Origin of the sequence: Bacillus sp. AFS001701, assembly GCF_002559405.1 — a bacterium.
In the GTDB taxonomy this organism is placed as follows: Bacteria; Bacillota; Bacilli; order Bacillales; family Bacillaceae_G; genus Gottfriedia.
This window is the reverse complement of sequence record NZ_NTZO01000756.1, coordinates 1-347: the sequence shown is the minus strand read 5'-3', so window position 1 is coordinate 347 and position 347 is coordinate 1. Positions and strand designations below refer to the sequence as shown.

General features: G+C 30.0%; 1 protein-coding gene. It reads right to left on the bottom strand.

What is annotated here, in order from left to right:
* Window positions 1–83: hypothetical protein (locus CN514_RS26735; RefSeq protein ID WP_286141838.1), on the bottom strand; the 83-nt coding region annotated here is incomplete at its 3' end.
* Between the last annotated feature and the right edge of the window lie 264 nt (window positions 84–347).

Sequence of the window (347 nt, the reverse complement as noted above, 5' to 3'; positions counted from 1 at the left end):
CGGTTAACGGCGTTATTTCCGCCACCACCAACACCAATAACTTTTATCCTTGCAAACTGTTCTATATTTTCAAATTCAAACATGATCATTCCTCCTCGTCATACCGATTACATAATTTCACGTTTTTCAAAGAACCATTCATTTTCATTCTAAGATTTATCTTTTTATGTACGTTTTAGTAGATTAGAATTATCCAACTCACTTGAAGACATAGAATTGTCCTAATTCCCCTAACACTACTATACAAGAAAACTACCTATTATCTTTTTGATAATTTTTCCTTAATATACCTTTAACTAAAACATGTATTTTAACATCTTAATGTAATATCTCTATCAACTTCGTAA